At 50.1% G+C, this 24,509-nt stretch carries 21 protein-coding genes, 1 tRNA gene and 1 other RNA gene; 14 read left to right on the top strand and 9 right to left on the bottom strand.

Going from position 1 to position 24,509, the window contains the following annotated elements; translation table 11 throughout:
- Window positions 1–197, bottom strand: a 197-nt coding sequence (infC, locus tag JMI88_RS20830; protein WP_236022982.1) for a translation initiation factor IF-3, incomplete at its 3' end; no start/stop codon positions are given.
- 447 nt (window positions 198–644) lie between these two features.
- Here infC and JMI88_RS20825 point away from each other — a divergent pair.
- Window positions 645–2,246, top strand: a complete 1,602-nt coding sequence (locus tag JMI88_RS20825; protein ID WP_201363899.1) for a DUF255 domain-containing protein — start codon at window positions 645–647, stop codon at window positions 2,244–2,246.
- Between the two features lie 24 nt (window positions 2,247–2,270).
- On the opposite strand, the gene JMI88_RS20820 is transcribed toward JMI88_RS20825, so the two are convergent.
- Together JMI88_RS20820 and JMI88_RS20815 are read right to left on the bottom strand one after the other, a co-directional pair.
- On the bottom strand, window positions 2,271–4,217 hold the full coding sequence (locus JMI88_RS20820) for a bifunctional homocysteine S-methyltransferase/methylenetetrahydrofolate reductase (protein ID WP_201363898.1): 1,947 nt from the start codon (window positions 4,215–4,217) through the stop codon (window positions 2,271–2,273).
- A gap of 355 nt (window positions 4,218–4,572) precedes the next feature.
- Window positions 4,573–5,010, bottom strand: a complete 438-nt coding sequence (locus JMI88_RS20815; RefSeq protein WP_201363897.1) for an Hsp20/alpha crystallin family protein — start codon at window positions 5,008–5,010, stop codon at window positions 4,573–4,575.
- Between the two features lie 419 nt (window positions 5,011–5,429).
- Between JMI88_RS20815 and tyrS the strand changes: the two genes are divergently transcribed.
- From tyrS to recA, 7 genes are all read left to right on the top strand, one after another.
- Window positions 5,430–6,659, top strand: coding sequence for a tyrosine--tRNA ligase (tyrS, locus tag JMI88_RS20810; RefSeq protein WP_373323921.1), 1,230 nt, complete (start codon window positions 5,430–5,432; stop codon window positions 6,657–6,659).
- A gap of 190 nt (window positions 6,660–6,849) precedes the next feature.
- Window positions 6,850–7,725: an S-methyl-5'-thioadenosine phosphorylase gene (mtnP, locus tag JMI88_RS20805; RefSeq protein WP_201363896.1), complete on the top strand. Its 876-nt coding sequence runs from the start codon at window positions 6,850–6,852 to the stop codon at window positions 7,723–7,725.
- Between the two features lie 101 nt (window positions 7,726–7,826).
- An RNA gene (ffs, locus tag JMI88_RS20800) (signal recognition particle sRNA small type) lies at window positions 7,827–7,926 on the top strand.
- A 115-nt stretch (window positions 7,927–8,041) separates the two neighbouring features.
- Complete coding sequence (gene dnaX / locus JMI88_RS20795; protein ID WP_201363895.1) at window positions 8,042–10,150, top strand: DNA polymerase III subunit gamma/tau; 2,109 nt, start codon at window positions 8,042–8,044, stop codon at window positions 10,148–10,150.
- Between the two features lie 16 nt (window positions 10,151–10,166).
- Window positions 10,167–10,463, top strand: a complete 297-nt coding sequence (locus tag JMI88_RS20790; protein ID WP_201363894.1) for a YbaB/EbfC family nucleoid-associated protein — start codon at window positions 10,167–10,169, stop codon at window positions 10,461–10,463.
- 2 nt (window positions 10,464–10,465) lie between these two features.
- Window positions 10,466–11,074: a recombination mediator RecR gene (gene recR / locus JMI88_RS20785; protein WP_201363893.1), complete on the top strand. Its 609-nt coding sequence runs from the start codon at window positions 10,466–10,468 to the stop codon at window positions 11,072–11,074.
- Window positions 11,075–11,536: 462 nt separating this feature from the next.
- Window positions 11,537–12,607, top strand: coding sequence for a recombinase RecA (recA, locus tag JMI88_RS20780; protein WP_201363905.1), 1,071 nt, complete (start codon window positions 11,537–11,539; stop codon window positions 12,605–12,607).
- 97 nt (window positions 12,608–12,704) lie between these two features.
- Here the strand turns inward: recA and JMI88_RS20775 are convergent, their stop codons facing one another.
- The gene (locus JMI88_RS20775) at window positions 12,705–14,123 is read right to left on the bottom strand and encodes a DUF4032 domain-containing protein (RefSeq protein ID WP_201363892.1); all 1,419 of its coding nucleotides are present in this window, start codon (window positions 14,121–14,123) and stop codon (window positions 12,705–12,707) included.
- Between the two features lie 201 nt (window positions 14,124–14,324).
- Here JMI88_RS20775 and JMI88_RS20770 point away from each other — a divergent pair, with 201 nt between their 5' ends.
- The 3 genes from JMI88_RS20770 (at window position 14,325) to JMI88_RS20760 (ending at window position 17,283) form a co-directional block, all read left to right on the top strand.
- Entirely contained in the window at window positions 14,325–15,101 is a 777-nt protein-coding gene (locus JMI88_RS20770; RefSeq protein WP_201363891.1) for an SDR family oxidoreductase, read from the top strand.
- A 248-nt stretch (window positions 15,102–15,349) separates the two neighbouring features.
- Window positions 15,350–16,720 (top strand): cytochrome P450, encoded by a 1,371-nt coding sequence (locus tag JMI88_RS20765; RefSeq protein WP_201363890.1) that lies wholly within the window; start codon window positions 15,350–15,352, stop codon window positions 16,718–16,720.
- 95 nt (window positions 16,721–16,815) lie between these two features.
- Window positions 16,816–17,283: a GNAT family N-acetyltransferase gene (locus JMI88_RS20760; protein WP_201363889.1), complete on the top strand. Its 468-nt coding sequence runs from the start codon at window positions 16,816–16,818 to the stop codon at window positions 17,281–17,283.
- A 113-nt stretch (window positions 17,284–17,396) separates the two neighbouring features.
- Here the strand turns inward: JMI88_RS20760 and JMI88_RS20755 are convergent, their stop codons facing one another.
- Window positions 17,397–17,570 (bottom strand): hypothetical protein, encoded by a 174-nt coding sequence (locus JMI88_RS20755; RefSeq protein WP_201363888.1) that lies wholly within the window; start codon window positions 17,568–17,570, stop codon window positions 17,397–17,399.
- A gap of 302 nt (window positions 17,571–17,872) precedes the next feature.
- On the opposite strand from JMI88_RS20755, the gene JMI88_RS20750 reads away from it, so the two are divergent.
- Window positions 17,873–18,181, top strand: a complete 309-nt coding sequence (locus JMI88_RS20750) for a hypothetical protein (protein WP_201363887.1) — start codon at window positions 17,873–17,875, stop codon at window positions 18,179–18,181.
- Between the two features lie 287 nt (window positions 18,182–18,468).
- Complete coding sequence (locus JMI88_RS20745; RefSeq protein ID WP_201363886.1) at window positions 18,469–18,693, top strand: hypothetical protein; 225 nt, start codon at window positions 18,469–18,471, stop codon at window positions 18,691–18,693.
- Window positions 18,694–18,812: 119 nt separating this feature from the next.
- Here JMI88_RS20745 and JMI88_RS20740 read toward each other — a convergent pair whose 3' ends face one another.
- Complete coding sequence (locus JMI88_RS20740) at window positions 18,813–19,658, bottom strand: 2-oxoacid:ferredoxin oxidoreductase subunit beta (protein WP_201363885.1); 846 nt, start codon at window positions 19,656–19,658, stop codon at window positions 18,813–18,815.
- On the bottom strand, window positions 19,655–21,451 hold the full coding sequence (locus tag JMI88_RS20735; protein WP_201363884.1) for a 2-oxoacid:acceptor oxidoreductase subunit alpha: 1,797 nt from the start codon (window positions 21,449–21,451) through the stop codon (window positions 19,655–19,657). Before JMI88_RS20735 ends, JMI88_RS20740 begins: the two co-directional genes overlap by 4 nt.
- A 718-nt stretch (window positions 21,452–22,169) precedes the next feature.
- Between JMI88_RS20735 and JMI88_RS20730 the strand changes: the two genes are divergently transcribed.
- Window positions 22,170–22,242 (top strand) — tRNA-Ile (locus tag JMI88_RS20730).
- Window positions 22,243–22,503: 261 nt separating this feature from the next.
- Here the strand turns inward: JMI88_RS20730 and JMI88_RS20725 are convergent.
- Both JMI88_RS20725 and JMI88_RS20720 read right to left on the bottom strand, forming a co-directional pair.
- Window positions 22,504–23,031: a YceI family protein gene (locus JMI88_RS20725; RefSeq protein WP_201363883.1), complete on the bottom strand. Its 528-nt coding sequence runs from the start codon at window positions 23,029–23,031 to the stop codon at window positions 22,504–22,506.
- 797 nt (window positions 23,032–23,828) lie between these two features.
- The gene (locus tag JMI88_RS20720; protein WP_201363882.1) at window positions 23,829–24,500 is read right to left on the bottom strand and encodes a class I SAM-dependent methyltransferase; all 672 of its coding nucleotides are present in this window, start codon (window positions 24,498–24,500) and stop codon (window positions 23,829–23,831) included.
- Window positions 24,501–24,509: the final 9 nt, after the last annotated feature.

Raw genomic sequence — 24,509 nt, 5'->3', positions numbered from 1 at the left:
TTCTTAGCCTGCTCATACTTGTAGCGACCGTAGTCCATCAGTTTACAGACTGGTGGCATGGCATGTGGCGAAACTTCGACCAGGTCCAGGTTCCGGTCTCGTGCAATATCGAGTGCGCGCATAGGAGGCATAACTCCTAGCATTTCGCCATTTTCATCGATTAAGCGTACTTCACGTGTGCGAATGCGTTCATTCACACGTGTCTCTCTTGAGCGGTCGTTCCCCCGAAAATCCTTATTAATAGGGCTATTCTCCTCTTCTTGATTACTAGTTGGTAGTTGCTTTCAACAATGAGGTGTTATGTTCAGGACGATATTCTGTAGCGGTTAATTTTGCCCAGCACAAAATATCTGCCACAAACGATCTGTACAAGTATACTACTTGCAAACCAGCTTTGCAAGTGAACAATAAAATGAGAAAGTATAGTTTCTCCTATAGACGATCGGCACGCCATCTCTTTAAATGAAGGAATACGCTACCTGGATCAACTTCTTCTGAGCATGTATTTCATATCAGTGTATAGTAGCTCAATATATTTTTATGGTATACTTAAAGCCAAACGGATTTTGTTGTAAGAGGTATGCCTATCTTCTCAATTTCTACTCCACTATGCAAAACAGGCTTGACACGAAGGAGGCTCGCCTATGAGCGGCAATGTGATCGCCAGCAATTCGTGGTCATTTGCTCCCATGCCTGCGGTATTCCGTTATTCTTCACACCCTAATCAGGCCCATAAGATTCACTGGCGGGCCTGGGGTAAGGCTGCGTTCGACGAAGCTATCCAGGCGGATAAGCCCATCTTCTTACTGGTTTCCTCTTTGTGGTCTCAGGGATGCCATCTGATGGATGAAACGACGCTGTCAGAGACTCGTGTAATCGATGTTATTAATGCAGACTATATTCCAATTCGGGTTGATAGCGATCTACGACCCGACATCAACCAGCGTTACAATCAGAATGGTTGGCCCAGTGTGCTGTTGCTCTCAGCCGAAGGAGAAATACTCTGGGGTGGTATGTACGTACCTGCTACAACCTTACTTTATTACCTGGGCTATATTCGGCGTTATTATGCCGATCATGGTGATGAGATTTCTGCCCAGGCACATGAACTACAGGATCAGAGGCGTACGCGCGCTTTGACCCAGACGCTAGTCGGCCGTGGCCTACAACCCCTGGCGCCAGAAGAACGACTTTCATTGCAAGAGTTGCCAGCGGTCGCCGCCTCTATTCTCCGAGATCTCTATGACCACGAGCAGGGTGGCTTCACGATCCATCCTCATTTGAAATTTCCACATCCCGATGCACTTGAACTACTGCTCAAACAGCCTGGCAACTATGAACTAGTGCGCTATTCATTGGTCCAGATGCGCGATGGGGGACTCTGGGACAATGAAGAAGGTGGTTTTTTTCGCTATTCCGCCGCCAGTGATTGGAGCATGCCGCATACAGAGAAGATGTTGGATGAAAATGCGGCCTTGCTGCGCTTACTGGTCTTGACCGCCCAATCCTCGGGTGATCGGCAATGGACCAACTTGTCCAGACGACTGATTGCCTATATTAACACAATGCTCTGGCAACCCGAGGTTGGTATATTCAGCGGCAGTCAATGTGCGGATGAGGACTATTATGAGCCTGGCATGTATTCGCGTGCTTCGCGCATACCGCCGCTGGTCGACCGTACCATTTATACGTCCTGGAACGCACGCATGATTTCTTCGTACCTGCTGGCAGCCAGGGTGTTAGAGGACACTGCCTTAAGTGCGCAGGCCCTGCGAGCATTGGACTATCTATGTACGCATCTCATGCATCGGGATGGTAGTATGTTGCATTATGCCATTGACGATCAAGCCTACCTGCCAGGCCAGTTAGCTGACCAGGTCTGGACGACGCAGGCGTTACTAGATGCTTACGCTATATCAGGTTCAAAGCACCATTTAGAGACCGCGATAGCTCTGATGCATTTTTGCTGCCAGGAACTGCTAGATCCTGAGAGTGGACTGTTTTATGATTATCCGGCAGATCCCCAGGCTATTGGCCGTCTGGCTCTGCGTGAGCAACCACTGATTGAGAACGCGCTGGCTGCCTCCTGCCTCTTACGTATGTCTGCCTATAGCCAGCGCAAAAATCTGCATAATACCGCCCAGCGTGTCCTTATGGGTAGCCTGCATAAATACTATCGTACCGGTATACAGGGGGCATTCTATGCCTGTGTCGTGGCACAAGCTATCGAGCAACAGTGGTTGTGAGCTATATTGGGAAGAAAGCCTATATTAAGCGTGCTGCTGGGCGCGTAGCGTCTTAATCAGCTCGCTGACAATATCATAGCGGCGATAAGAAGGCAGTAGATAGACTCCTTGAATATGTGGTCGGGCCTCGGCCAGTAGTTCCTGAGCTATTGTTAAGCCTTCTTCGTAGCCATGTTCTCCTGCTGACTTAAGGCGATTGCGAATCTCTTCAGGAATAGCGATGCCGGGCACCTCGTTATGCAGATATTCGGCATGTTTAGAATTGTGGAGCATCACATAGCCTAGCAGCATCGGAATGGGAGGCTTGCCAGCCCTGCTCAGGAAGCGTTCTAGCGGTGCCATTTCGTAGATTGGTTGCGTCATAATAAAATCAGCGCCAGCCTCGATTTTGCGCTGATATTTCTCGATCTCGCGATCTGTTTCCTCGTCGGTCATATTTAAATTAAGGGCACAGCCAATATGGAAAGACGCTCTGGCACCAATAGAGGAGCCAGCAGCATCATGACCTGCAGTGAAGCCGCGAATGATCTGGATTAAGCCTATTGAATCAACATCCCAGACCCCGGTTGTGTTGGGGTAATCGCCAACGCGCAGAGGATCTCCCGTTAGCGCCAGCACATTGCGAATGCCCAACGCGTGAGCTCCTAGCAGTTCAGATTGTAACGCCATCAGGTTCCGATCACGCGTAGTATAGTGAATAATAGTCTCAATCCCCAGGTGATCCTGTATGAGCCGGGCCAGGGCAATACAACTCATGCGTACGCGTGCCAGGGGGCTATCTGCGATATTGATAAAATCAGCCCCCGCCTGTTGTAGGAGGGCAGCTCCCGTGAGTATTTTTGTTGGATTCAACCCTTTGGGTGGGTCTAGCTCAATGCTAATCACGTACTTACCAGCGGCTAGCTTTTCCTGCAGGCGAGTTTTCGTCCCCTCCTGCGGCAGCAGGACCTCTTCTTCAATCAATTGTGTCACCATGGCATAGCCGTTAGTGTCGACACGGGAATGACCATGGATTGTGGGTGCTATTAGTGGTTGTGTGGTCAAAGGGGCGGCTGTTCCATAGTGGGTGTGCAGGGCTCGACTCATGATCTCAATATGACGTGGCGTGGTGCCGCAGCAGCCTCCAATCAGCCGTACGCCGGCAGCCGCAAACTTGAGCGCATAATCAGCAAAGTAGTCCGGCGTAGACACATAAAAGAAGCGATTCTCGATACGTTGCGGCAAGCCAGCATTGGGTTGAGCCGAAAAAAGTGGCAGCATTCTCGTATCGGTTTCGGCAGATTGTTGGATGGCCGTAATCATCTCATTGAGCACATCCAATGTGGCTGCGGGACCCACACTGCAGTTTGCCCCGATGACATCAACCCCCAGATCATTGAGCACTGTTGCCACCCGTGTTGCTGACTGGCCCGAAAGGGTATGTGCATCTTCATAGAAGCTCATCTGAGCCACGATCGGCAGGCCTCCAACCTCTTGGGCAGCCAGCACAGCCTGCCGGAGCTCAGAGAGATTTGAGAATGTCTCAAGGATCAGGAGTTCCACGCCTCCTTCTTGTAGGGCTTCGATTTGTTCGCGAAAGATGGCCCGCAGTTCAAGGAGCCGCTGCTCATCAGGAGCCTGAAGGGGACGGCCGCTGGGTCCTACGGCGCCCGCCACAAAAGCTGGCCGCCCCGAAATCTCGCGTGCTTCCAGCGCAATGCGCGCTGCCTTATAGTTTAACTCTCGCACGCGTTGCTCTAACCCATGTTCAGCCAGTTTCACGCGATTGGCGCCAAATGTATTTGTCTCAATGACTTGAGCGCCCGCGCTCAAATATTCACTGTGGATACGCTGAATGAACTCAGGTTGAGTGCTATTCAACTCATCAAAGCAACGATCATATTGCACACCACGCGCATACAACAGCGTGCCCATCGCTCCATCACAGAGCACCGGGCCACGTCGCAATTGCTCAAGGAACAGGTTACTCATGCAGCACCCCTTCTCCACTCTGGACAATCATTATTTCTATTGTACATGGTCCTCACAGCATAGTGTAGACTCAGCATGGTGTAGGTTTGCCGCTCCTTGCGGACGGGCGCATCCGCGCCTGAATTCGCATCTGTGGTGTTACAGTGCAATTCCTGATGTTTTGCAATACCTGCACAACAGCGCAGGTATTGCAAAACACCATAAAAAAGAGAATGGGGGCGTCGCTTGCCAGCCTGGGGCGCAACGAGGAATTCAACGTGATGGCAGTCTGTCACTTGCCTGGAAAAGAAAGAGCCAGGAGAGAAATTTCTCTCTCCTGACTCGTAGTTGTATATGTATTCCGCCTCGTGTTGGACTAGCGGGCATTAACTTTGATGGTGCGGGCTTTGGCATGCTCAGCCTTTGGCAATTGTACCGTCAGGACGCCATCGGCATATTGTGCCTCAACGCGCTCAGCATTGATTGGCGCTGGTACTGTGATGGATTGCTGATACTGACCGGACTGGAAGCCGTGCAAGTGGACGGTTGCACCTTCAGGAACCTGAACTTTGGTCTCCCATTTCAGATGGACCACATCTTGTTGGACAGTAATCTCAACATTCGCTGCATTTGCTCCAGGCATTGGCAACTGGAGAATGAAACCCTCGGCCGTCTCATACAAGTTAGCAGCTACTCCGCGGCTGCTACCGTTGGTGAAACGAGGTGTGATAACACTATCCTCAAATAAGCGATCCATAGCCTCGCGCAATGAAACAACCTCGCCGAAAGGATTGTAACGTGTGATACTAGCCATTGAAGTAACTCCTTTTCTCTTACTTTTCCTATTTATGTTGACCGTTTTTATACAGTATTTTGGATGAATATGTGCTACCACCAGCACATCGATATCACCAGATCTGAAGGTTGCGAGAGCAGTTTACCTCTGCAATCGTCCCCTGCTCCCACTTCCTTTATCTCTGTGTTTTTTCTTTCTGGTGATAATATACTCTACTTTCTGTTAGAGGAACGTAAGCAGAATGTAAGAAATATGTTAGAAAACTTGATAGTAACACTATCAAGTTTATTGCTATCGGGACACTCTCGACGACATTCGTATATTCTGCTACAATGCAGCTAACAAGCGATCCAGGCAATGGAGCTTCACCGCAAGAGGCCGTGTTTCTTGCCGTGAAGTTCAAAAATTATGCATATCGGGAGGAATGAAGATTGGTGTTGAAGCAGTCTCCAACAAAGAGAGAGATCGACCATCTATTAACGCGTGGTGTTTCACTGGTGGAAAAAGAAGCCGACTTGCGCCGGTTACTGGTAGAGGGCAATAAAGGCGAGCCGTTGCGGGTCAAGCTGGGCGTTGACCCGACGCACTATGATTTAACGATTGGGCATGCAGTTGTTTTCCGTAAGCTGCGCCAGTTTCAGCGCATGGGCCACAAGACCGTGGTCGTGATCGGTGACTGGACCGCTCGCCTGGGTGATCCCAGTGGCCGAGTGGAGGCCCGTAAACCCTTGACAGCTGAAGAAGTGAATGCCAACGCCGCCACTTATCTTGATCAGTTCTTTAGAATTGTAGATAAAGATCAGACCGAGGTGCGCCACCAGACCGAGTGGTTCGACAAGTTTAATCTTGGCGATGCGATTAAATTGCTGGGTTTCAAAACAGTGGCTCAGATGCTAGAGCGAGACGATTTCTCCAAGCGCTACAAGAGCGGCATTGAAATTTCGCTGTCAGAGTTTATGTACCCACTGTTACAGGGCTATGATTCGGTGGCCTTGCGCTCAGATGTAGAGATCGGCGGCACCGACCAGACCTTTAATCTGCTGGTTGGTCGCGATCTGCAGCCAATCTTTGGCCAGCCAGCACAGCAGATCTTAACGATGAACCTGATCGTTGGTCTGGATGGCGTAAAGAAGATGGGTAAATCGCTGGACAACTACATTGCCATGACGGCTCCAGCTAAAGACATGTTTGGCAAGCTGATGTCCTTGCCCGATCCGGCCATGCGTTCCTACTTTGAGGCGCTTACCGAAGTCGATAACGAGGAACTGGGCGAGTTTGATCGCGAGATGTCTGAAGGCTTGTTGAATCCCCGCGATGTCAAGTTACGCATGGCACGTGAGATTGTTGCAGAATTCCATAGCATTGCCGAGGCTGCTGAGGCACAGGAAGCCTTTATTCGCCAGTTTTCTGAGCGTAAGCTGCCGACCGATATCCCTGATTATCATCTCAGTGCGGCAAAAAATATCGTAGATGTGATCGTGGAGGCCGGACTGGCTGCCAGCAATAATAAGGCCCGTGAGCTGATCAAACAGGGCGGAGTCTCCCTCTTTGCCAAAGGTGCATCTGGTGACTCCGAGCGTATCTCCGACTCCAATTACACCCTGGATGTCATTGATGGAGCCATTCTCAAAGTCGGCAAGCGTCAATATATTCGCATCAAAGCATAATGTGCTTGTTTATCAAGAGCGTAGGATTCCCATCGTCATGGAAGTCAGATACCATTTCTATAGTGCAAAATGTGCTTTTGCACTATAGAAATAAAAAAACCGCTCGGGCTCGCAGTGCCTGCTTGCGGGCAGGCACTGCGACTCACATTGTTATGCGAATCGCACACATTCGGTTTAAGGAGGACTTCCTATGCCACAGGCTAAGATTGGGGTGATAGGCGGTAGTGGTCTTTATCATATGGAGAACATGACCGAGGTAGAAGAGGTCAGAATTCAGACTCCCTTTGGTGATCCAAGCGATGTGATCACTATTGGTAAGGTGTCAGGTGTCTCAATGGCATTCTTGCCCCGGCATGGCCGCGGTCATCGCCTCAATCCGTCGGAAGTGCCTTCACGCGCTAACATCTGGGCACTGAAAAGTTTAGGTGTGGAGTGGGTGATCTCTGTTAGCGCTGTGGGTAGCCTGCGTGAGGATATTGCACCGCGTGATCTGGTCATTCCTGATCAGCTTTTCGATCGCACCAAAGATCGCGTGAAGAGTTTCTATGAGGGTGGCGTAGTCGTCCATTGCTCCTTTGCTGAGCCTTTTTGTCCTACGCTCGGTTCATTGCTCCTGGAGTCGGCGCGCGAGCTGGATAATGTCAACGTGCATCAGGGCGGTACCTATGTATGTATGGAAGGGCCGCTTTTCTCAACAAAAGCGGAATCCAATGTCTATCGCAAACTAGGGATGGATATCATTGGCATGACAGCTTTACCCGAGGCCAAACTGGCCCGCGAGGCCGAGTTATGTTATGCCATTATCGCCTGTGTCACCGACTATGATTGCTGGTATGAGTCGGAGGAGAGCGTTTCAGTGGATATGGTCGTGGGGAACTTGAGCGCCAATATCGAGAATGCCAAGCGTATTCTGCAAAAAGTAGCGCAGAAACTGCCGGCTGATCGTAGCGCGCAAGAGTGCACATGCGAGCACGCCCTGGCCTCAACCATCATGACCGATCCCGCCCTCATCCCGGCCGAAGTCAAAGAGAAATATAACCTCTTAATTGGTCGCTATATCTCTTGACAACTGTTCCAATCAGATGTAAAATGGGTTCATCCCACGAGGGAAAAGAAAAAACTTCCAGTGGGATGGACCGATTTTCTTCCGGTCCTGTCGGTTGGCGTGATCGGGTCCTGCGCGGCAGATGTTTGTGAACTCCGCTAGGTCCGTGAGGAAGCAACGGTAAATGGACCTCTCTGGGTGACGTAGGGGTTCCTGATTGCGCTAACCGGCAGGACCGGGAGAAAATCGGTTTTCTATGTCAAGCGTGTCATCTACTCTTCTGGCAGCGGGTGGGCTCGTGGCCCGTCATGAGGACACATAGGCGGGAGTAAAGAATATGGCCTCACAATCACTCTACCGTAAATGGCGCTCTCAGACCTTTGGCGATCTTGTTGGTCAAGAGCCTGTTATCCGTACTCTCAAGAATGCGCTCAGCAGCGGTAACCTTGCACATGCATACCTCTTCACTGGACCAAGGGGTACTGGCAAGACGAGTATGGCCCGCCTCCTGGCTAAGACCATTAATTGCCTCAACCCCCAAAACGGTGAACCCTGTAATCAATGCGAGCAATGTCGTGAAATTACGAATGGTAGCTCCTTTAATGTATCAGAAATAGATGCGGCTTCTAATCGCGGCATTGATAGCATCCGCGAATTACGCGAAAAAGTCATGATGCCGCCCGCTACCGGCAAATATAAGGTCTACATCCTGGACGAAGCACATATGCTGACGACCGAGGCCTTCAATGCTCTGCTAAAGACTCTTGAGGAACCACCAGCTCATGCCGTATTTGTGATGGCGACCACTGATGTGCATAAAATGTTGCCAACCGTGCTGTCTCGCTGTCAGCGTTTCGATTTTAAACGCTTTAGCCTGCGCCAGCTAGTGAGCCGCTTACATTATGTGGCGCAACAAGAGCAGGTCGACCTGCAGGCCGGGGCGGCCGAACTAATTGCCCGCGCCGCTGCCGGTGGTATGCGCGATGCCCTGAGCCTGTTAGATCAGGCCATTGCCTACTGCGGCCACGTGATTACCCTGGAGCAGATTCAAGCTATGTTGGGCGTGGCTGATCCTCAGGCGATCCAGAAATTAATCCTGCATGTGGCTAACATGGATAGTGCTGCTGGCCTCCATCTCATCAATGAACTATCTGAAGCAGGAGCCGACCTGCGCCAGATCAATACACAGGTTGCAGAGTTCTGGCGTGCGATGATGTTGTCCAAGGCCGGCGCGAATATTAGCGAGATTCTGGACAATACAGAGGACGAGATCAAAGACATCCAGCAGGCCGCACAATATTTTGGCTTAGAGGAATTGACCGAGTGCGCGCGCGCCTTCGCGCAGAATGAGCTTATGCAGAAGGGACAGGGAACTCCACAACTGGGACTGGAACTGGCTTTTCTGGCATGTGTTGAATTGCATCGCCGTGCTCAGGATGGCACAGGCTTATCGGCCGCGGCCGCTCCGGCACGACCGAATGCACCTGCGCAGGTTCCGGCTCGTCCACGCGTAGCTACGCCAGCGGCCTCTTACACGGCAACTCCCGATGCTGAGTATCGAACACCAGCCAGGACAGAGGTAAAGAGTAATACGCCACCCGCGTCCAGACCTGCTGAGCCTCAGATGACCAGCGTCCCGGCACAGGTAGTTCCTGATGCGCCTGGTACTGCAAAGTTTGAGCCGACACCTGCTCCTGAGCCTGTCGAGGTCAAAGCGGCGATCCCGGCTATGTCCACTCCTGTTGTTGAGGAGCCGGTAGTCGATGAGAGCGAACCGGTTTATGATGCGCCGACTCTAACTTTGTCAGATGTGAAAGAAAAATGGGAGATGATACGCAGGCGCGTACGCACCCGTGCTGACGGCCCGAAGATAGCGGCCTTACTGGGTGGATATGTCGTTCTGGGTGTCGAAGGGACCAGCCAGTTACCGGTTGTAGTCTGCAAGGCCAATATGGACTTCCATTATAAGACGTTGCAGAACGATAACTACTATGATTCTATTCGCTGGGCGCTCAAGGTCGAGTTAAAGACCGAGTGCAATATTCGTTTGTTACCTCCCAATGCCAACGTCTCAATCCCAACCTTTCCACGACCAGGTGTAGCGCCGTCGCAGCCATCCGCCCAGCGCTCTCGCGCTGAGTCGCCAGTTGCGCCCAAGCAGTCAACACAGCCAAAACCGTCGGCGCCGGAACCGGAGATGCAGCAGACGGTAGCAGCGCGACCTGCGCCGCCCCCGCCTCCCCAGGCCACCGCGCCTGCTGAGCCGGTGAAGACCAGTGCTCCGCCACTTGCCAGAAGCGAAGCTGTGAGAGAGAATACTACAAAGACGCCTGCAAATAACGGAACACATTTGCACAGCATCAAGCAACATGCGGAAAGTAATCCGGTTGTAACTGAAGTTATTCGTATGTTTAAAGCAGAAATCAAAGAAATACACCCAAAATAAAGGAGTTTTCGTTTACATGAACATGCGCGAAATTCAAAAAATGCAGCAGAAGTTGATGAAGATGCAGGAAGAGCTGGAAGCCACCCTGTTTACCGGTACCGCTGGCGGTGGTGCCGTTACCATCACTATGAGCGGCAAGTATGAAATCACCGAAGTCAAAGTAGATCCCGAAGCATTTAGTGCAGATGATATCGAAGAGCTAGAGGTAATGGTGAAGGCGGCTGCCAAAGACGCGCACGATCGCGTGACGGATGCGCAGCAGAAGCTTGTCTCCGGCGCCACTGGTGGAATGAAAATTCCTGGATTGTTTTAAAAATGAGTGATGTCGCAGCTCCGGTGGCAGCGTTAGTTGAAGAACTCTCGAAGCTGCCAGGGGTCGGCGTAAAAACGGCGCAACGTCTGACCTTTTTCATTTTACGTAGCCCCAATGATCAGGCTCGTCGCCTGGCCGAGGCTATCTTGCGCCTCAAAGAGAGCATTATCTACTGCTCGCGTTGTTATAATATAACTGAGACCGATCCGTGTCCTATTTGTAGCAACCCGAGTCGTGACCAGGATTGTATCTGTGTGGTTGAAGAGCCTCTCGACGTTCTGGCCTTAGAAAAAACAGGCGTCTACAAGGGCCTGTACCACGTCTTGCATGGTGCACTCTCGCCGCTAGAGGGTATCGGGCGTAAGGATATTCGTATTGATGAACTTCTTAAACGCCTCGCTGCTGGCAATGTGCGAGAAATCATTCTGGCTACTAACCCGAGTTTTGAGGGCGACTACACAGCAGGCGTCATAAAAGACGACATCAAGAATGGGATCGCGACACCAGTGCGCGTGACAACGCTGGCACGTGGCCTCTCGCTGGGCAGTGACCTTGAATACGCCGATGAGGGCACGCTCAGTCGAGCTCTCGAAGGCCGTCGCGAAATATAAAATACAAGGGATGTCTCAATCGAGCATCCCTTGCTTGTATGATATTTTTCTCCATTTTTGACCACCGTCGTCGGCTATAGAGCGAGTCTTTAAACAACTTGACACATGTATTGCCTCGTGGTACACTTGTTCTACTTTGCACGGAAAATAGAAAAACACATAATCTATTTCCGACTTTTTGCCTTTGTTAAAGAATAGTTATTTTGTAGGAACATTCACAAGAGCGCCATGGCCATTATCCTATTGCAGACATCTGTTTGCCATGTGTTGCTCTGTTAAGCATACTTTATTGAGAATTGCAGCCCTTTGAGAGGATTGAAAAAAGGAGGAAGGCAGAGTATAGCTCCTGGGAATATGGCATAGTTCCATAGATACCGTCTCTATACTTTGTTAAAGTGAAACATGGCAATAAGCAAGAAGGACAAAAACGCAGCAGCAGCCAGTAGCACCAATACAGCTGGGATGAGCGATCGTGAAAAGGCGATCGATCTGGCTTTGAATCAGATCGAGCGACGCTTTGGTAAAGGTTCGATTATGAAACTTGGAGATGCAGCCAAAGTCCAGATCGAATCTATTCCTTCCGGCTCAATCGCTCTTGACCTGGCATTAGGTATTGGTGGTGTGCCACGTGGACGTATTACTGAGATTTATGGTCCTGAGTCTTCTGGTAAGACGACGCTGTGTTTGCATATTATTGCAAATGCTCAACGAGCAGGTGGTTTCGCCGCCTTTGTTGATGCCGAGCATGCTCTTGACCCTTCATACGCAGCCAAATTGGGGGTAGATACCAACAACCTTCTGATCTCGCAGCCAGATAATGGTGAACAGGCGCTGGAAATTGTTGACTCGCTGGTACGCAGTAATGCTATTGACGTAGTCGTTGTCGACTCGGTTGCCGCTCTGACTCCACGCGCCGAAATTGAAGGCGAGATGGGCGACTCTCACGTCGGCCTGCAGGCACGTTTGATGAGCCATGCGCTGCGTAAGTTGACTGGTGCGATTAATAATTCCCACACGACCGTGATCTTCACCAACCAGTTGCGCGAAAAGATTGGCGTGATGTTTGGTAATCCAGAGACCACTGCTGGTGGTAAAGCCCTCAAATTCTATGCCTCGGTACGTCTGGACATTCGCCGTACCGATTCCATCAAGCAGGGCCAGGATGTTGTCGGTAACCGTACCCGCGTGCGCGTGATAAAGAACAAGGTGGCTCCACCTTTCAGGACTGCCGAGTTCGATATCATGTATAGCGAAGGTATTTCGCGCGAGGGTGGCTTGATCGACCTGGGTCTTGAGATGGGCCTGGTGAAGAAGAGCGGTGCCTGGTTTACTGTCGGCGATATTCGCCTGGGTCAGGGCCGTGAAAACGCCAAAGAATTTTTGCGCCAGAATAGCGATGTGGCGATCGCCATCGAAGACCAGATCCGTGGCAACATCCTGGCCTTCAAGGCGGCAGAAGCTGAAGGGGTCGAGGAAGAGGATGATGCCGAAGAGATAGCCCTGGCTGAAGCTGGTGCCGATGAAGAGATCTAATCTCTTTTCGTCTTAACCATAAGAGCAACAGAAAAGAAGAAAACTGTAGGACAGAAGCAGGGGAAAGCCCTGCTTCTGTCCTTCCCGCTCGAAAATGCTACTCTTCATCCTCGTTCTCTTTGTGCAAGATTTTCGGCAATTCTTGCTCCAGTTGCGGCAAATCCATGTGAACCAGAGGACGTTCAGCGGTTGAGAGTAGAGGATCTAAATCTTCACTCTCGATCATCGGGGGCTCCAGCACCGTTGCCACTGGTTGACGATGTCGCCACCAAGTAGCAATGGCAGCGGGATCGACCGGACCCAGCTTTCCCGTCTGGGCTGTTTGTAGTTCCCAGTCCAGAATAGCCTCATCTAAGGGAATCTCGTAGCCCGCTTTCAAGCTCATTTCCCATTTATGCTGCATAATGGCAAAGTAAGCCTGCATCGGATCCTGCTCGCTCGTCAAGCGCTGGCGCAGCATCAGAATAGTCGGCAAGTGGTATTTCTCGTACCAATCCTGGGCCGCCTCCTCAATACTAACTTCGCGCTGTTCGTTCTTGCTCATAATCGCCTGGTGTCCGACGATCAAATTGTAGAAACGCCGCGCATAGGCGCGTGGAATGGTAACGTGGAGCAACTCATAGATAGTCTGCTGGTACCAGCCAGGCAAGATTGGTGTAATCTGATGCATAGCGCTGCTGGCCTTTTCCGCCAGAACATCTCTCCAATCTCCCATGGCGCGGAACAGGCGCTGCGTATGATAGATTGTATTGAGATCATGCGGACCCGTGACGCGAGAATGCTCACGGCGCACCGTGCGATAGCGCTGACAAAAATACCGATAGTCGGCATCGTCCAGTACCTGCACATCTTCTGGCAATCCTTTAGCCTGTCGTAAATCTTCAGCCTGCCAGGCCAGCGATTCACCAAACTGGGCCAGATCTTGTTCGCGCAGCCCTTCGCTGATGGGTCCCGGAAAAAGCTCTACAGTTTCGGCATCGGCCATAATCGAGAGAATCTGTTTCCCATCGATGCGAATCAATGCATTGGCCAGCGAAGGATCGCCCCAATAGACGCCATGTTCATGTAGCTCAACCATCAGGACAGCGACGGCTGAGAGCATACGTTGCTTGGTGCGTTTGGTTAATGGCAAACGATAGAGCAACACATGCGGAACCACCCGGGGCGCCAGGCGCGTGACGGTATAGCCGCGATCTCCACTGATATACTGGCGCATGCCTTTTAAGCCGGGTACCTCAATCGCGATCGGCGGCGCCGATACTAGCACCGTCCCAATTGGACTCAAGGCAGGAATGCCTCTCTGTTCAATCTCTTGCAGATTCCGGATCTCGCGCTCTGCCATGCGTGGAGTGGTCTCTTTAATCGCATAGCGTGCTCCTTGCCGCTCAACGAAAATCACCGGATGGCGAGAGTCGCCGCGTCGCACCACCAGCACCGGCACCCCATGCCTTTCCCACTCCTCTAGCTGGATATCCCAGGGAAGACCTTCCAGCCGATGGCGATCCTCCTCGCCCATCGTAAATTGTATTTTAATATTATTGGTAGTAATAAAAAAACTCCTTATGGTAACGATAAGCGGATAAAATCTCAGGTATGTGTTACAGTGATGATAGCATGCTTGGGTCATGAATCGCAAACTGAAGAACGAAGGAGTTTTTATGCACATGATAGCATGGAAGCTTTCACTAACAACCATTTGTGCCAGAGGAGGTTTAAATTGAGTACATTGGATTTATTTCGCCTGGATGGCAAAACCGCTATTATTACTGGCGGTGGGCGTGGCCTGGGTCAATATTTTGCGCAGGCGCTTTCAGATGCGGGCGCGAATGTCGTGCTCTGCTCACGTAAGCTGGTTGCTTGTGAAGAAGTGCAGCGAGAGATAGAAGCCAATGGCGGTCATGCGTTGGCTCTGGCATGCGATGTCACAAAGCTTAGCGATGTCGAGCATGTTGTTGAAGCCACACAGGAAAAGTTTGGCGCCATCGATATTCTGGTCAACAATAGCGGAGCTACCTGGGGTGCGCCGGCGGAAGACATGCCGCTAGAAAAATTCCAGCAGGTCATAGATGTCAATATCAAAGGCACATTTATGATGAGTCAGCAGGTAGGACGCAGCATGATCGCCCGTGGTCAGGGTGGCAAGATCATCAACATTGCCTCGGTGGCGGGCCTGATAGGAGGGAATCCTAAGTATATGCAGGTAGTTGGTTATCATGCCAGTAAAGCTGCGGTTATCAACATGACGCGCGATCTGGCAACCAGCTGGGCTCGATATGGTATTACCGTCAACGCCATCGCCCCGGGCTGGTTCCCCACGCGAATGTCGAATGCTCTACTGGAGCGTTACGGAGAAGCCATGCTGGCTGATATTCCTCTGGCCCGCTTTGGTCGTGCCGAAGATATCAAAGGCGTGATGGTCTTTCTGGCCTCGCCCGCGGCGGCCTATATGACCGGCCAGACCGTCGTAGTCGATGGTGGCTCAACCGCCTGGTAATAGCCTGCAACACGAAACGGTAAAACTGTACGCCTACAATTTTGCCGTTTCGTGGTTTATGGAAGGTATATGTAGGGAACCTTTATTTGGAGCTGATTTGCTGCCGTAAATTTTGTCGAGAGGCTCATATCGAGTGCTATAATATGGATGTGCAAATAGATGATGTAGATAATAATTTTTGGCCTGACAATGCAGTTGTATGCGCACGCCCTGACTTCGCAAGGGTGTTTGTCAGAAGGCAGATGACAATGGTTACAGAAATGAAAGCAGCTCCCAGCCCTAAAAGCATTCCTGGGATCTCCGAGACGCCATTAGTTGGTTCTATGTTTAAGCACAACACCGATCGCCTGACCCTCTATCATCGTGTAGCGCGGGACTGTGGCGATATCGGGCTGATGCACTATGGTCCGTTTCGCTTTATCCAGATTAGCTCTCCAGACCTGGTACGTAGTTTGCTGGTCGAACACCCCGCTGACTTCGACAAGGGCGATGGTATGCGTAAGGCTTTTCAGCCCATCATCGGCAATGGCCTGTTTATTAGCGATGGTGATCTGCACCGTCAGCAGCGCAAACTGATGGCCCCCTCGTTCCAGCCGCGCCATATTGTGAGCTACGCTGATGATATGGTGCGCTATAGCGAACAGATCCAGCAGAATTGGCGTGACGGACAGGTGGTGGATATTGGCCATGAGATGACCCAGTTGACGATGAGCATTGTGGGCAAGGTGCTTTTTGATGCCGAAGTATTCACTGAAGCAGATGAACTGGGTTTGGCCATGAGTACAGTGCTTTCGTTCGTTAATTACTCTCTTTCACATCTGTTTCCTATACCCATGACCTGGCCAGTGCCACGCAGCAACAAGGCGCGCCAGGCCCTGGCGGTCCTCGACCGACGTATTAACCAGATGATCGCTGATCGTCGAGCCAGCAACACAGAAACGAATGACTTCCTTTCTGTTCTGTTGCGCGCCCGTGAAGATGGTAGCGGCATGGATGACAAGCAATTGCGCGACGAGTCTTTGACCCTGTTTGGTGCCGGACATGAGACGACTGCAACTGCCCTGACCTGGACCTGGTATCTACTGGCCCGGCATCCCGAGATCTTTGCGAAGGTACAGCACGAGGTCGACACGGTCCTGCAAGGACGCACGGCCACCTATGCGGATCTGGCCCAGTTGCCCTACTCACTACAGGTCTTCAAAGAGGCTATGCGCCTCTATCCGCCCGCTTACGCGGTTTCGCGTGTAGCCTTAAAGGATTGTGACCTCAACGGTTATCCCATCAAAAAGCAGGATATTGTGATTGCGGCTGTCTACGCCATGCATCGCCGCCCGCAATACTTCCCAAATCCTGAAGTTTTTGACCCTGAGCGTTTCGCGCCAGAGCGCGAAAAGCAGTTGCCGCGCTATGCATACCTGCCCTTTGGGGCTGGCCCACGCATTTGCATTGGCAATCACTTTGCCCTCATGGAAGGTCATCTGTTACTGGCCACGCTGGCCCAACACGTCTCCTTCGAACTGGTACCGGGACAACAGGTCGTGCCAGATCCCAATAAGACAATTACTATCCGGCCCCACGCGCCTATCAAAATGGTCGTCAGACGTCGTTCTGCCAAATAAATAAGGCTACGGGGTAAGCAGAAGAGGAGTTAGCGCGAGCGCTTTGACTTTCTCTTCTGCTTTTTCCTGTGTATAAAATGGAAAAGGTCTACTATATGGATATGCATTGGCAGCTGGTTACACCAGCCGATTATCTGGCACTATGGCCATTATTACACGATGCCGACGAGGATGACGAACGCATTCGCACTCTGGTGACGGATGGCCAGCATACGTCCTATGCATGGTGGAAAGAGGGGAAGATGGTGGGGGCGGTAGTTATGCGTTGGGAGAAAGAGTGTAGCGAAATCGAATATATTGCGGTAGCTGAGCAACTACGCGGACATGGTTATGGTAAAGCCATGCTGGCACAGATGCTGGCGGAAGCGCATCTGCGCGGTGTGCATGCGGTTATAGTCGGGACTGACAATACCGCGCTTAGCGCCATCGCTTTCTATCAGAAAGCTGGCTTTCGCATGGACCATGTGCGGCCGGATTTCTTTGCCTATATTCAGCCACCTATCATCAATGATGGCATCCCTTTACGTGATATGTTGGTTCTGCGCTATGCGTTTGATAAGTAGAACCACTATGTCAAGAGATGTGACATATTTATGCATGTATACGTGATTGGAAATGGACAGGAAAAAAGCCGGCAATTAGTATCATCAAATTGCCGGCCTTTGCAATCGCGATTTTATTCTTCTGATCGTGATTTGCGTTTGAACAGAAAAAAGACACCTAGCACGCTCAGGGTCAAGATAATGGGAAGGATGAAGCGAAAGGCGCTTTTGCCTGTGGCTTCTTCTTCATCGGGCTGATCGACAATTTCGATTTTTGGTGTCATTGTTTCTTGTGTTGCTTGTGCCATGAAAGTTATCCTTTCGAAACTGGAATATGGTATCTCGCCTACCGTTGTAGTGAAATCTTCTCTGGTGACAGGAGTTTTTGCTTCTTTCACCAACACTTCTTATTATACGGGGGAGTCTATAAAAAGAGTTTTTAGCGGCCAGAGGAAGCCAGGATACTTCACAGGCACCCTCAATGGCTATTTTTTCTTGTTTTTTAGTGTATCAAATTTATTGTTGCCTCCAAAAATCTCTTGACGCGCCTGAGCAGTCGCGCTATCATCCTACTACAATAGTATTATTCGTAAAGGTATCATTTGTCATCATGATGAAACATTTAGAAGGGCGTAACCTGGCTCATCCCGGTTGTCTGATTGGCGTTACTCTTGGCCTGATCATAGGCATAGTGCTGGCTGGCGTGCTGGCTTCCGTCTTCAATGTCGCCTTCAACACAGTTTTGCTGGTCTGGTTAGGGATAACCGTTGGATTGGGAATGATTGGCTGGATCTGGGGTGCCTACCTGACAACCAGGCAGCAGCTAGCAGCCATGCGCGCCAATGCCGCTGAAACTTCTGAAGCACCAGAACGTACTACTAAAGAGAGGCAAAATCCTAACCTGCCCGCAGGACAATAAGAGAAACTATTTTGTCTCTTTGATGTCGTAAGATCTGGTAACTTGTGTCAAATTATGGTATAGTATTTCTTACTCAGCTCCTTCTATAATTCTTATCTCCTGTGACGCTGAGTAGAAGAGCAAAGACGCTCACGGGCAAAGATGCAGCGCGGATGTACGTATCATTGTGGGGTGTATTCAAAGGCGTGTGCTTACCACTGGATACGATAGTCCCCCTTTGTTGTGTGCTGTTTATCTTTTACGTGTATGAACAGTACCACTGATCAGCACAGTAGAGGAGGCTCCTGATGTCCAATGAATTCCAGCGACCCGTCTCAGTAGATTTTGCTCCACGTGGTAGCGCTTGCGAATGGTGTGGTAAGCCTGCCGAAAGGCAGCTCACAGCTATTGGTGGCACCTATCACAATGAAAGCGGTGTTTTTTGTCGCACCTGTGGCGAATTGTTCGCTCAGGGTGTAGCTAATTCTCTTAGCGCTTCTACATTTACACAGGTGCGCCAGCAGCAACAGTAGAGTAAATCCATGAATATCGTTGTAGTATGATGTTTTACTCTAATGTAAGCGCTGAATTACATAAAGACGGGACTGGTTATAATACGCCAGTCCCTCTTTATAATTCCTACATATGTAGATTAGGCGTAGCGCTGCATATATTGTGTAATATCAAATTCTTTAGATTGTTGTACTAATTGATGGGCTGCCTGATCCATAGTTGGGCGTTCCTCTTTATAGAAGATGCCTGTATACTGTTTCTCCGTCTCTAACGCCAGGGCGATCGCTTTCGCTTTATCATGGGTATCATGACTGGGATCAATCGTTGTGACCGCTGCATCCCAGGCATCAAAGGTATGGTAGAAGGTAGGACATGGGCTAAGTGCGTGGATGAATGAGAACCCTTTATGTTGGACACCCTGCTGGATCAAAGTTGCCAGTTCTTTAGGTTTGGCCGAGTAGCCGCGCGCAACAAAGCTAACATTCAATGAAAGCGCGGTAGCGATCGGATTAAACTGGGAAGCCAGCAAACCATAGGGTGTTGATTTCGTTACATGACCATGGGGCGAAGTCGGTGAGGTCTGGCCCTTGGTCAATCCATAAATCTCATTATCCATAACGACGACCGTAATATCGATATTACGCAAAGCAGCGTGAATCAGGTGTCCAGCACCAATACTGAAGAAGTCACCATCGCCACCAACTGTAATCACATTCAGGTCCGGGCGAGCCATTTTTAGTCCCTGAGCTACTGGCAGGGCGCGACCATGCACACTATGGAAACCAAAGGTTTTCATGAAGTGTGGGAAGCGACTGGAACAGCCAATACCTGAGACAACCACCGTCTGGTCCGTTGGCAGTTTCATCTCAGCCAGCCCACGAAAAGCCGCATTGAGTACGCCAAAGTCTCCACAGCCGGGACACCAGGTAGGCTTTACCTCACTCTTGTAATCTTTTGGTGTAGGATTAATCAATGTTTGAGTCATGATTGGTGAACCTCCTCAATTGCCCGCAGGATTTCGGCGGCTGTAAATGGAATTCCCCCGTATTTATTCACACGGACAGCCTGCAGCCCATATTTAGCACCCAATAGATTAGCGAATTGGCCCGAGTAGTTATTCTCCGGTACGATAACCTTCTCTACCGAGGAGATAAACTCCTGAATAGCTTCATCGGGAAGCGGCGAGAGAATGGTTGGATGGAGAGCCGCGACCTTCAAGCCTTTGGCCCGAGCACGATCCACTGCTTCCTGAATGGTGCCCTCGGTTGAGCCCCAGCCGATCACACCAATAGTGGCGTCAGCGTCCCCATAGCGCTTCGGTTGAGGCATTTCCGTGGCCGCCGTAGCCAACTTGCGGAAGCGCTTCTGCATCATCTCTGTGTGATCTTCCGGCTCATAATTAGGATGTCCGGCCTCATCATGCTCCAGTCCTGTTGCCACATAGGCCGGGGAGCCTGTACCAGGAGTGCTCATTGGCGAGATACCCGTTGGAGTATTAGCATAGCGCTCATACTCGTGAGCTTCCGCGCCCGCACCTACCAGCATTGCTTCTGCCTTATGTCCATTGTGGTGTCCATTGCTACCATTGGCTGCGTGCTGGCCATTGTATTGTATGCGCTCATGAAGCTCAGGCTGTTTGAAAACGTGGCTATCAACGCTCTCAACGCGGGCGGTCAAAGACTGATCGGTCAAGAACAGCACCGGCATTTGATAGCGCTCAGCCATCTCAAAGGCCTGAATGATCAACTCATAACAATTGGCAACATTTGAAGGAGCGATCACGATACGTGGCGTATCGCCATGTCCCGCATTTAGTGCGAAGCTAAGGTCCGACTGCTCCATCTTAGTCGGCATACCTGTGCTAGGACCGGCACGCTGGGCGTCGACGATGACCGCAGGCAATTCAGCCATCGAGCTCAGACCAATCAACTCGGTCATCAGCGAGAAGCCAGGGCCAGAGGTGGCCGTCATCGCACGCACACCACCATATGAGGCTCCGAGTACGGAGGCCAGCGCAGCAATTTCATCCTCAGCCTGCAGGAAGGTGCCTCCTACCAGAGGCAATTCTTTCGCCATTCCCTCCATGATATCGCTAGCCGGTGTGATCGGATAACCTGAGAAGTAGCGACATTGCGCTGCCAGGGCGCCAGCAACAATGGCCTGATTTCCATTCAGCACCACGCGCTCAGCCTTCTCTACAGGACCAAGCAGGTAAGGATCACTCTTTGTTATTTTTTCAGTAACATATTTCTTCGCCACATCAAGGGCCAGCAAATTCTTTTCCATCAGCGTTGCATTGGCCTTACGCGAGCGAGAGAGTTTTGACTGCACTACTTGAATGATGGCCTCAAGAGGGGGACCAAACAGTCCACAGATGGCTCCCAGCATCACCATATTTTTGGTCTGGAAGAGCTGAACCTCTTTACGCGCAATCTCATTAAAGGGAACGGCATACGTGATGTAATCACCTGGTTCGGGCGTAAAGTCGGATGGATCATACATGAGCACGCCACCATGACACAGTTCACCGACGTTACGATCATAGGCTTCTTTATTCAAGCAGATCAGAACATCTGCGTAGTCGCCCATTGACATGACCGGGTGATCGCTAATACGAACCTGAAACATACAAGGCCCACCGAGAATCTCGGCTGGGAATGTTCTGAAGGTATAGACATGATACCCCCAGCGAGCGGAAGCCAGGGCAAGGATATCACCACCTGAGATGGTGCCCTCACCAGACTCACCGCCGATACGAATTGTTACTTCATTCTCCATTGAATGCCCCCTGGAAAAATGTTGACCGCGCCACTCGTTAGAGCATAGCGCGGTATGTAAGAAGTTGGGCTGTGCTTTAGGATGGGGATTTTTGCCACAATAACATCTATACATCCCTTTTTATGAATAAGAGATATAAGTGTTCTGTGAAAACATATTCTTCTTCCACATGCCAAACAACACCAAACGGTCAGCATCAGCAAGAGCATAATACCATACCCGTTTCTAGCTGGCTGAGCGGATATATCCTCAATCTTAACTGTCCATTCTTACTCGACTCTAATGGGTAAACGTAGCACTTGGCTATTTCTATTATATCATACCAAATGGATGAGTGCTCGCGCAAAATGATGAAAATTACTTTATATACAACAATTTGCATCTTGATTCGAACGAAAAAGAGCATGTTTATATGTATAAGTACAGAAAATATCATTAAATGTAGCGCTAATAAGAGGATCAGGTATCTTTTTGATGAGCAATAAAAAGCGGAAGAGTATAGGTGAAATGTGTCAACATATTTCACCTGTAGAGATGTCGTTTATTTGGTAATTGTCAAGATAATTGTACCTGTGGTTTGTCCTGTTTGTGTAAGCACTGACATTATGGATTTTCTGCGTTTTGGCAAAATTATAATGCAGATCCAATCTAACTGAAAAAAATCTGCCTGGAAAGCCCTTTCCAAACGTCGGAAGATATGTTACAATACACTGCGCAAGGGCCCATAGCTCAGCGGTTAGAGCAGTCGGCTCATAACTGATTGGTCGCTGGTTCGAATCCAGCTGGGCCCATACCTTGCGCTCAGGAAGCCAGTTCTCAGGCGTGCTCACGCCAGACTGGCTGCTTTTGTTTTTTTGCAGAAATTGGTCACAAAAGTCTTTTGTGACCAATCAGCTCAAAAGCGTATGAACAATCAGCTACCTAAGAAGATGTGGAAAATCAAGAAAAAAAAGCTCCCAGGGCATAGACTCCAGGTGAGCGTGCCAGGCCACCAGTAACCCCTTAATTCCTTTGGGCCCACTTCTTGTTCAGGAACAACCTCACATTTCTTATCAAGACTTCTTCACGGCTTCTATGCAGAGTTCAATGCGTGTGTCGTAGCCGACAATAGAGATACCTTGATCCAAGACTTGATTGAAGCGCATACCAAACATGCGCCGGTCGATGGTACTAACTGACAGGAGGCCAAGTCGCCAGCCATCACTAAAGGGATCGCGTGCGTAGCCATTGAAATTTGTTTGAAAACTGACGGTATGCGTAATACCCCGTATAGTCAGATTACCAATGATATCGCAGCTTTTGGCGGTGGTACGCCTGACCCGTGTGCTCTCAAAGGTTATCGTAGGGTAGCGCTCCGTGTCAAAGAAATCAGCCGAGCGCAGGTGTATATCTCTCTGCCCAATACCTGTTGAGAGACTATCGGTATTGACCGATGCCTTGACCCAAGAATTCTCCGGTTGCTGGGTATCCAGATAAATACTTCCCTGTACCTCGTTAAAGCGCCCTTTGACCACATTGATCATCAGGTGATTCACGGAAAATTCAACCAGGGTGTTATACGGATCAATGTCCCAATACATAGAAATGCTCCTACTAAGATGGCTCTACTGGTAAATTGGGTAAAAGGTGGACAGATTTTGAGAGGTGAAAGCTCTTCAGTAAAAATTAAAAAGATTCTGTTTGTGCTCAAAGAGAATAGGTAAGAGTCTGGAGGTAAGACTTTGCAACTGAAATCAAGGGTCTTTCTGTGGTCGCACTATCGGTTTAGGGTTCGCCAAACCATATCCCCCTTCATTTGCAAGGTGTGTAGGGATAAACCGTTCCCCACACTTAGGGCAAGGTGAAATCTGCTCTTCTTGCATAAAAATTTCCCCTCTCAAAATGTTTTTCCTACCTTGTATACGCTTCATCTGTACGAAGAGATGTATTCAACCCTTACAGCAGGCGGTATAAGCGCTTTTCTTGAGAGGTGAAACGATGAGCCTCTCTGTTCTGGATGAATATATTGCTACTGCTGGCCAGCGCCAACCAACACAAGTTGTTGTCAAGGTATACTCCAGCAAGCTGAGCAAGAACTACGTGAGGAAACAGGTTATCGTGCTGGTTGACCCAGAGGCTGCTTTAGCGATATGCTTTAGCATCCTTAGCATCAAAAGCTGTTCTTTGCAATATAGGCATTCTTTCCTCTAGCCAGTTCTCAGGCACATTCACGCCAGACTGGCTGTTTTTATTTTTGGCGAAAATTGGTTGAAAAAGCACTGAATGGCCAATCAGCTATTTGACGTACAAAATTTTTTGATCATTGAGATCGGCTCCCCGTTTTTCGTCAGGCAACATTGTATTTCTTTGCTTCAGTGCCAATATCCCGCAAGGAAGTCTAATTGCTTTTTCTTACCTCTGCACGTATGATCCAGCATTGCCAGAGGGGGCCAGCTGAGAAATCGTTGGCGGCCAGTATCTGTAGTCCAGCAGCCTCACAGATCTGCTGTGCTTCAGTGCGAGTATACGCTTTGTTGTGTTGTGGGTCCACGCCCTTGATCAGCCACTCGAAGGGTTTCCATGGGAAAGGAAACGGGCGGCGAGCATAATCTTCTAGTACCAGCTGTCCATGAGGGGAGAGTAAAGTGGCCAGGCTTTGTAGCACTGCTCGTGGGTTGTCCAGATAATGAAAGGCGTTTGTGCAGGTGATCAGATCAAAAGAAGCTGGCTGATAAGGCAATGCCGTCATTTTGTCGCTTTTTAGAGATCCTTGTGTCAGGTGAATGTGTGGCTCGTTTGCCAGGATTTTCTGTGCCTGAGCCAGCATGTCCGAGCTTTGATCTATGCCATATAATTCGGCCTGTGGGCTCAGTTGGGCAAGTTTCTGTAAGAGGAGCCCTGTGCCGCAGGCGACATCCAGGATGCGCGGATGTTTTCCCTGCGCTTTTGGTGCTTCGTATAGCCTTGAGACTTTGATATAGTCAACAGTGGTGGCCAGCGTCTTCTCTGAAAACGTCTTCCAGATTCGGTTATAGGTTGCGGCCCGTTTCCCTTTGTAGTATGTACTCATCTGGTCAGC

This window comes from Dictyobacter formicarum, assembly GCF_016587435.1.
This window is presented reverse-complemented; position numbering and strand designations above follow the sequence as displayed.